The organism is candidate division WOR-3 bacterium (assembly GCA_039801085.1).
Lineage (GTDB): Bacteria > Hydrothermota > Tepidihabitantia > Tepidihabitantales > Tepidihabitantaceae > JAOABP01.
On sequence record JBDRTY010000007.1, the window covers coordinates 1 to 8,936 of the forward strand.

Below are 8,936 nucleotides of genomic sequence, written 5' to 3' on the forward strand. Positions count from 1 at the left end.
CGAGGAATCGCTCCCTCCTTCTGTCATTCCGAGCGAGGCGTAAGCCGAGTCGAGGAATCGCTTTTGAGGGATTTCTCCATTCCGCTTCGCTTCAGTCGAAATGACTGTTCCTTTAGTCATTCCGAGCCTGCCCCTCCTTCCTGTCATTCCGAGCCTGTCGAGGAATCGCTTTTCAGAGATTTCTCCACTCCGCCTCGCTGTCGCTCGGCTCCGGTCGAAATGACCGGAAGAAATATGCCTCGGACGTCGTCCGGTCGAAATGACCGTCCTTTTTAGTCATTCCGAGCGACGCCCCGCAGGGGCGGAGTCGAGGAATCCCGTTTGCGGGCTAATTTTCTGCTTGACAGCGGGCAGACAGGGGTGTATAATTTTAGTGCCACCTGAGTGGGTGACATCCGAATAAAAAAGGTACAGGGTAAGGGCGTCTGAAAGTAGGGCAGTCGATGTCCAAAATCGGACGCTACACATATGGTAAAACAAAAAGGAGGCAAGGTATGCGTAAAGCGGTAGCACTGACACTGCTCCTATTGGCAGTGGTGGCACTGGCAATTGCGCCAAAACCACCTGCAATCAACCCGGAGACGGGTGAGCCGGTAGGACCAGTGATACCCCATCAACTGACGGGCAAGACACCGCTACCACCGAGCCAGGCGTATGTGGAGTGGCAGAACTCCCAGGCGCCTTGGGCGGAGACCGATGCCCAATGGCAGGATACGGTCCGGCTGACCAACAACTCGGTCACGGACTATGCTTCTTACCAGGGGCATGAGGCGGTCGGTGTAGATCCGTCAGGCAGGGTGCATGTGGTCTGGATGTCCTATCAGACACCAGGGACCTATTCACCGCAGGTTTATTACAAGCGGTATTATCCGGGCAGTGGCTGGACTACGGATACCTGTATTTCCGGTGATGTGGCGTCAACCGGTTATTCCTATTATCCTGCGCTGGCGATTGATTCCTCCGGCAATGTCCATGTGGTCTGGTATCACTACAAAGTTGCTTCTGCACCAACCGGTTATTACATCGCCTACAAGATGTGCACCCCGACTTCATCGGGTAATGGCGGCTGGTCGGCAACTCAGCGGATTACCGAGGATACCCTGCTCTGGTATAAATACTATCCCTCAATCGCCTGCACGCCGAACGGTAATGTCCATGTTGCCTATTACTGCTATTATTCCACACTGGGTTATTGCGTCGGCTACAAGGAGAAGGTAGGGAGCACCTGGCAGGCACGGCAATGGGTTGACTCCACCTCGACCAGTTATTATCACTACTGGGTTGATATTGCCGGCGGCAGGGACAACAATGTCCATGTGGTCTGGTATGGATATCAGCCGAGCAATACCTCCTATTACCAGATCTGGTATCGGGGAAGATTCTCAGGGACCTGGGGTGCAATCCAGAATGTTTCCAAATGGGGTTATTACTGCTACTACCCGACTATTGCGGTTGACCCGAGAGACAATGTGCCCGCAGTGGTTTACTACACCTATACGCTGCCGAACTACTGGTATCTGCTGGCATTCAAGAAGCGGCTGGGCGCTGCAAGCACCGACACCTGGCCTGATGCCTATGAAAATGTGCTGGGTGCCGACACAACGCTCTACGCCTATATGCCCTGTTTGGTCTACTCCAAGGAGGGCAGAGCCCATGTAGTCTGGAATGGGTATCCATCATCAGGCAATTACTATTATGCGGTTCGGTATAACTCCCGTTCACCTGCTGGAACATGGGATGCGCCTTACACCATCTGCTATGTTCCTTCTTATTATCAGTATTATCCGTCAATGAACAATGGCGGAAACGGAGAGGATTCACTTGCGGTTCATGTAACCTGGACCGGTACTCATCCGGGTAACTATGAAATCTATTATGCGAAGGGTCTGCCCCCCTCACCTTACGACTTGGCGATGCACCGAATCACCCTGCCCAGCGGTCTGCATGAGGTCGGGGAGAATGTCAACCCGTCGGTCTGGGTGAAGAATGTGGGTACCGCCTCGGTCTCCAGCTTCAGCGTCAAGCTGGATATCGGCAGTTCCTACAGTTCGACCGTGACCGTGAATCAGACGCTGGCACCGGGTGATACCTACAATGTAACCGGATTTTCCACCTGGACGCCGTCAACGAGCGGTTCGTATGCGGTCCGGTGCTCGGTCCAGCTGTCCGGGGATGGCAACAACGCCAACGACCGGATTACTCAGACAACCCTAGTTGCGGACTTTGTGGAGCGGTTTGATGTCGCAAATGGCAACTTCCGGGGCACGGGTGGCTGGTCCTGGGGTCAGCCCCAGTCACCGCGAACACCACCGCCGTCAACTCCGAACTGCTGGGGTGATGTGCTGTCCGGATATTATCAGAACAGTGCCAATGACACCCTGCTCTCCTTCAACCTGGTTGCGACTGCGGACACACCGGTGGTGATGTTCATGCACTGGATGTATTGCGAAACCTATTATGATGGCGGTAACTTCAAGTATTCAACCGATGGCGGACAGACCTGGACACTATTGAATCCTGATGGCACAAGAGCCTACTACGGCTATGTTTATGGTCTGGGTGAGAACGGTTACTCCGGCTCCTGGGACTGGGAGGTTGCGCGGTTCAAGATCCCGGTCGCAAATGGCACATCCTTCAAGGTGCACTGGCGGTTCGGTTCCGACGGCTCGGTTGTTTACTACGGCTGGCTGATTGACAATGTTGCAGGTATCGGCTGTCGCAAGCCGGTGGATGTCGGGGCAACCGAGATTCTGGCACCGACCGGCTCGATTCCCTACGGTGTGGCGGTAACACCGCAGGCGAAGGTGTGGAACTTCGGTTCCGGTACCCAGAGCTTCCCGGTGGAGTTCCGGATCGGCTCGGTTTATGCGGATACGCAGGCGGTGAGCAGTCTGGCACCGGGCGAGTCGGCAATCGTCAGCTTCACACCGTGGACACCGACTGCAAAGGGCAGCTATGCGACCAGCGCGACCACACTGCTCAGCAGTGATGAGGTGCCGGATAACAACACCGTGACCGGTTCAGTGGATGTGTATCTCGTCGATGTCCAGCCGACCGCAATCGTCCGGCCGGTGGGCGAGGTGGATTCCGGTGCGGTGATTGCACCGCAGGTGCGGGTCCGCAACAACGGCTCCTCAACCGTCTCCTTCTATGTCCAGCTCCAGATCGGCTCCAGCTACAATCAGCAGCGGCTGGTGGTCGGTCTGACTCCGGATGAGGAGCGGCTGATTACCGGGTTCCCGAACTGGGTTGCGAACGAGCTTGGTGACTTTGAGGTCCGGTGCACAACCCGGCTGACCGGTGATATGATTACCGCAAACGACCTGCTGACCGACTCGGTCCATATCCACAAGTTTGATGTGGCGACGACTCAGATTACCGTGCCGAGTGGTAATCTGAGCCGGGGTGCGGTCATCACGCCGACCGCGAAGTATGCGAACTACGGCGATCAGGCAGCAGATGTTGATGTCCACTATCTGATTTATGACGAAACGATGACCGCGGTCTATGACCAGACCGAGCAGTTGACGCTGGATCCGGGTGCTGAGGTTGAGCATGCGTTCAGCACGCCGTGGACTGCGGCTAACACCGGTTCCTATCTGGCGGTTGCCTACATCGTCTCCGCCCGGGACAATAACCATGCGAACGACACAGCGCAGTTTGCGTTTATCGTCCGGGTGCCGTATGATCCCGGCTGGAAGGAGATGGCTTCAATCCTCGGTGAGGTCAAGGACGGCGGGTTTGTGGTCAAGGATCCGGATGGTGGCAAGCTCTATGCGGCGCGCGGCTACAAATCCGGCGACTTCTATGTCTACGACATCGAGACCAACACCTGGAGTGCACTGCCGGCAGCACCGGCGATCATCGGCAAGGGTGGCAACGGCTGCTACGGCAACGGCTATGTGTATGTGATGCACGGACAGAACAGTGCCAAGTTCTCCCGGTTCAGCATCGCTGATAACAGCTGGGAAGCCCTGCCCGACATTCCGGCATGGACCTCGGGCAAGAACCCGAAGGGTGGCGGTGACCTGGCATATGCCGAGGTTGACGGTGTGCCCTATGTGTATGTGCTCAAGGGCTACAAGCAGGACTTCGGCAGATACAACCTGGTGACCGGCACCTGGGAGGAGCTGACTCAGGCACCGGCGGGTGCCAAGCCGAAGTGGGACAAGGGCTCCTGGCTTGTCTATGACGGTGCGACTACCCTCTATGCGCACAAGGCGAAGTACTCCGAGCTGTGGACATATGACCTGGCTGGTGGTGCCTGGAGTGCGGCAGCCCTGCCGGGGATTCCTTACCCGAGCACCAAGACCGGCAAGAACAAGAAGCCCAAGGACGGCAGTGATGGTGTCTACTACAACGGCTTCCTGTATGCGCTCAAGGGCGGTAACACCTGCGAGTTCTGGAAGTATGACATCAGCGGCGGGACCGGCTGGACCGAGCTGGATATAATACCGGAAGTCGGGACGACCGGCAAGAAGAAGCGGGTGAAGAACGGTGGCTCACTGGCGAGCAATGGTGATGGCGCCTTCTTCGCACTCAAGGGCGGCAAGACGATGGAGTTCTGGCGCTACTACGAGGAACCGGCACCACTGGCTTCTGCGCCCGAGCGTTCGGGTGTGATGGGTCAGACGGTGACGCCGGCACGGTTCGGCTTCGCACTGACGCCCAATCCGCTGGTGAAGGGCTATGGTCTGCTCTCCTACAGTGTGCCGCAGGCGGGTGCGGCGCGGGTGAAGGTGTTTGATGTCACGGGTCGGACGGTTGCGGAGTTCGGCTTTGTGGCGCAGGGCACCGGCACCCGGAGCCTGGATCTGCGGCAGCTGTCTGCCGGCATCTACCTCGTGAAGTTCGAGGCGGCAGGACAGAGCGCAAGCCAGAAGCTCATCGTCCAGTAGCGACTGCGAACGGATTGCGGGGGGCGATATCGCCCCCCGCTTTTGTTTTTGAGGGATTTCTCCACTCCGCCCTTCGGGCTCCGGTCGAAATGACTGTCCTCTTTTCTGTCATTCCGAGCGAGCCGAAGGCGAGTCGAGGAATCTTAAGGGATTTCTCCACTCCGCCTCGCTGTCGCTCGGCTCCGGTCGAAATGACCGGGAAAATGTGGCTGCGGCGTCGTCCGGTCGAAATGACCTTCCTCTTTTCCGTCATTCCGAGCGAGGCGTAAGCCGAGTCGAGGAATCGCTCCCCCCTTCTGTCATTCCGAGCCTGTCGAGGAATCTCCTTTGAGGGATTTCTCCACTCCGCCTCGCTGTCGCTCGGCTCCGGTCGAAATGACCTTTTCCCTGTCATTCCGAGCGAGGCGTAAGCCGAGTCGAGGAATCGCTCCCCCCTTCTGTCATTCCGAGCCTGTCGAGGAATCGCTTTTTGAGGGATTTCTCCATTCCGCTTCGCTCCAGTCGAAATGACTGTCCTCTTTTCCGTCATTCCGAGCGGAGTGAAACGGAGTCGAGGAATCGCTCCCTCCTTCTGTCATTCCGAGTTTGTCGAGGAATCGCTTTTAAGGGATTTCTCCACTCCGCCTCGCTGTCGCTCGGCTCCGGTCGAAATGACCGAAAAAAGGTGCCTCGGCGTCGTCCGGTCGAAATGACCTTCCTCCTTCCTGTCATTCCGAGCGAGGCGTAAGCCGAGCCGAGGAATCCCTCCCCCTTTCTGTCATTCCGAGCCTGTCGAGGAATCTCCTTTGAGGGATTTCTCGACTTCGCCCCTTCGGGGCTGCGCTCGAAATGACCCTGCACCCTCGTCATTCCGAGCGGAGTGAAACGGAGTCGAGGAATCCCTTAAACAATGCAAAATGTAAAATTCACAGCGAAAATTTTGTGAAAACGGGTTTTGCCTGATAACCTAAGAACTTTCAATATCTTAGCGTCTTGAACGCCAGAATGTGCCAGCCGAGGGGGCAGTTCCCCTTACGGTATGGTAGCAGGCAGGAAAACGGGCGGGTTTGCGGAACAGGGGTGTGGTGGCTGGTGTTTGACATCGGGCAGGTGTAAGTTAAAATTACAGCTCCGGATGAGCGAAATTGCCCGTTTTATTGACCACACCCGGCTGAAGCCGGAGACGACGCCGACTGATATCCGTCAGCTGTGCCGGGAGGCGAAGCGTTACGGATTTGCGACCGTGTGTGTCAACTCCTGTTATGTCCCGCTTGCGGTCCGGCTGCTTGCCGGGAGTGGTGTCGGGGTGTGTTCGGTGGTCGGGTTTCCGCTCGGCGCAATGCTGACCGAAGCCAAGGTGGCAGAGGCAAGGTCGGCAATCCGCGCCGGTGCCACCGAGATTGACATGGTGATGAATATCGGGCTGTTCAGGGCGCAGCGGTACCGTGAGGTGTTGCTTGACATTCAGGCGGTGAAGCGGGTGGCAGGGAAAAGGGTGGTCAAGGTGATCATTGAGACCGGGCTTCTGACCGATGAGGAGAAGGTGCGGGCAGCACGGCTGGTGCTTGCATCCGGTGCCGATTTTGTCAAGACCTCAACCGGCTTCGGTCCGGGCGGGGCAACGGTTGAAGATGTGGCACTGCTTGCCGGAGTGGTCCGGGGCAGGATCGGAATCAAGGCTGCCGGCGGGATCCGGACCCTGGAGCAGGCAGGAGCACTGCTGGCAGCAGGCGCAACCCGGCTGGGCACTTCTGCCGGAGTGGCAATTGTGAGTGAGGAGCAAAGCAGTAAACAATGAAATAATAAGGAGGAGTTTTATGGCATATGGCAAGATCAGGGAGTTTCTGCAGAATGAGCTGAAGACGGTCCGGGAGCAGGGGCTCTATAAGGAGGAGCGTTATATCCACGGACCGCAGGGGGCGCAGATCAAGGTTGAGTATCCGGAAGGGGCACCACAGAAGGGGGTGCTGAACTTCTGCGCCAATAACTATCTCGGGCTTTCGAGCCATCCGGAGGTGATCAAGGCGGCGCACGAGGCGCTGGAGCAATGGGGCTACGGGCTGTCCTCGGTCCGGTTTATCTGCGGAACCCAGAGCCTGCACCGCCAGCTGGAGCGCAAAATCGCCGAGTTTCTCGGGATGGAGGATGCAATTCTCTATTCCTCCTGCTTTGATGCGAACGGCGGGCTGTTTGAGGTGCTGCTGGGACCGGAGGATGCGATTGTTACCGACCAGCTGAATCACGCCTCGATCATTGACGGAATCCGGCTGTGCAAGGTGCCGAAGGAGCGCCGGCTGATCTATCAGCATGCGGATATGGCGGATCTGGAGGCGAAGCTGAAGCAGGCGCGGGCGGGCGGTGCCCGGTTTGTGATGATCGCTACTGATGGCGCATTTTCGATGGACGGTGATGTGGCGAAGCTGGATCAGATTGTGCCGCTGGCGGAGAAGTATGATGCGCTGGTAATGATTGACGACTCCCATGCGACCGGTTTTATGGGCAAGACCGGACGCGGGACCCACGAGCACTGCGGGGTGATGGGCAAGGTGGATATCATTACCACCACCTTCGGCAAGGCGATGGGCGGTGCCTCGGGCGGTGTGACCGCTGCCCGGAAGGAGATTGTGGAGATTTTAAGACAGCGGTCCCGACCGTATCTGTTCTCCAATACGCTGTGTCCGGTGGTGGCGGCGGCGACGCTGAGGGTGATTGAGCTGCTGTCGCAGACGACCGAGCGCCGGGACAAGCTGGAGTGGAACACGAAGTATTTCCGGCAGAAGATGACCGAGGCGGGCTTTGACATCAAGCCGGGTGAACATCCGATTGTGCCGATCATGCTCTACAATGCGAAGCTGGCGCAGGACTTTGCCCGGGATCTGTATCACGAGGGGATCTATGTGATCGGGTTCTTCTATCCGGTGGTGCCGAAGGGTCAGGCGCGGATCCGGGTGCAGTTGTCGGCTGCCCATGACAAGGAGCACATTGACCGGGCGATTGAGGCGTTCGTCAAGGTCGGCAGAAAATACGACATCCTCGGGAAGAAGCGGGAGGAGATCATCGCCCGCTACGGCGAGTAAGCCGGGTTTTCCGCATCCAGGGGCGTCCGGTCGGACGCCCCTTTTTATTAAGGGATTTCTCCACTCCGCCTCGCTGTCGCTCGGCTCCGGTCGAAATGACCGAAAAAAGGTGCCTCGGCGTCGTCCGGTCGAAATGACCTTCCTCTTTTCCGTCATTCCGAGCGAGGCGTAAGCCGAGTCGAGGAATCCCCCCTTCTGTCATTCCGAGTTTGTCGAGGAATCGCTTTATTCCTCCACTCCGATGTCCGGGCTGAGGTCGCGCCAGCCCGGGTTCATCTGCCGGATCAGCGCCTCCTTCTTTTCCCGGCGCCAGCGCTTGTTCTGCTTTTCCCGGGTGATGGCATTAACCGGGTCTTCGTAGACCTCATACCAGACCAGCCGGTTGATGTTATATCTGGCGGTGAATCCGGGGATGAGTTTGTGCTTGTGTTCATACACCCGGCGCCGGAGGTCGGCGGTAACGCCGAGATAGAGTGTGCCGGTTCTGCTTGCCATCAGGTAGACATAGAACTGGCGGGACACAGAGATATGGTATTACAATGGAATTATGAGGCAAGGGATTTCTCCACTCCGCCTCGCTGTCGCTCGGCTCCGGTCGAAATGACCGAAAAAAGGTGCCTCGGCGTCGTCCGGTCGAAATGACCTTCCTCTTTTCCGTCATTCCGAGCGGAGTGAAACGGAGTCGAGGAATCCCTCCCTCCCTTCTGTCATTCCGAGTTTGTCGAGGAATCGCTTTTCAGAGATTTCTCCACTCCGCCTCGCTGTCGCTCGGCTCCGGTCGAAATGACTGGAAGAAATATGCCTCGGACGTCGTCCGGTCGAAATGACTGCCCTCTTTTCTGTCATTCCGAGCCTGTCGAGGAATCGCTTTTGAGGGATTTCTCCATTCCGCTTCGCTTCAGTCGAAATGACTGTTCCTTTAGTCATTCCGAGCTTGCCGTCCCTCCTTCTGACATTCCGAGCGAGCCGAAGGCGAGTCGAG

The 8,936-nt window shown here is 57.4% G+C and carries 4 protein-coding genes; 3 read left to right on the forward strand and 1 reads right to left on the reverse strand.

What is annotated here, in order from left to right:
- The first annotated feature begins 494 nt into the window (after nt 1-494).
- From ABIK48_08680 to kbl, 3 genes are all read left to right on the forward strand, one after another.
- On the forward strand, nt 495-4,898 hold the full coding sequence (locus ABIK48_08680; protein MEO0022227.1) for a CARDB domain-containing protein: 4,404 nt from the start codon (nt 495-497) through the stop codon (nt 4,896-4,898).
- A gap of 1,114 nt (nt 4,899-6,012) precedes the next feature.
- The gene (gene deoC, locus ABIK48_08685; protein MEO0022228.1) at nt 6,013-6,675 is read left to right on the forward strand and encodes a deoxyribose-phosphate aldolase; all 663 of its coding nucleotides are present in this window, start codon (nt 6,013-6,015) and stop codon (nt 6,673-6,675) included.
- A 19-nt stretch (nt 6,676-6,694) separates the two neighbouring features.
- Nucleotides 6,695-7,954, forward strand: coding sequence for a glycine C-acetyltransferase (gene kbl, locus ABIK48_08690; protein MEO0022229.1), 1,260 nt, complete (start codon nt 6,695-6,697; stop codon nt 7,952-7,954).
- Nucleotides 7,955-8,179: 225 nt separating this feature from the next.
- On the opposite strand, the gene ABIK48_08695 is transcribed toward kbl, so the two are convergent.
- On the reverse strand, nt 8,180-8,476 hold the full coding sequence (locus tag ABIK48_08695; protein MEO0022230.1) for a GIY-YIG nuclease family protein: 297 nt from the start codon (nt 8,474-8,476) through the stop codon (nt 8,180-8,182).
- Between the last annotated feature and the right edge of the window lie 460 nt (nt 8,477-8,936).

Coding starts and splice junctions, on each gene's coding strand:
- deoC (MEO0022228.1), top strand. CDS start 6,013: ATGAGCGAAATTGCCCGTTTTATTGACCACACCCGGCTGAAGCCGGAG.
- ABIK48_08680 (MEO0022227.1), top strand. CDS start 495: ATGCGTAAAGCGGTAGCACTGACACTGCTCCTATTGGCAGTGGTGGCA.
- kbl (MEO0022229.1), top strand. CDS start 6,695: ATGGCATATGGCAAGATCAGGGAGTTTCTGCAGAATGAGCTGAAGACG.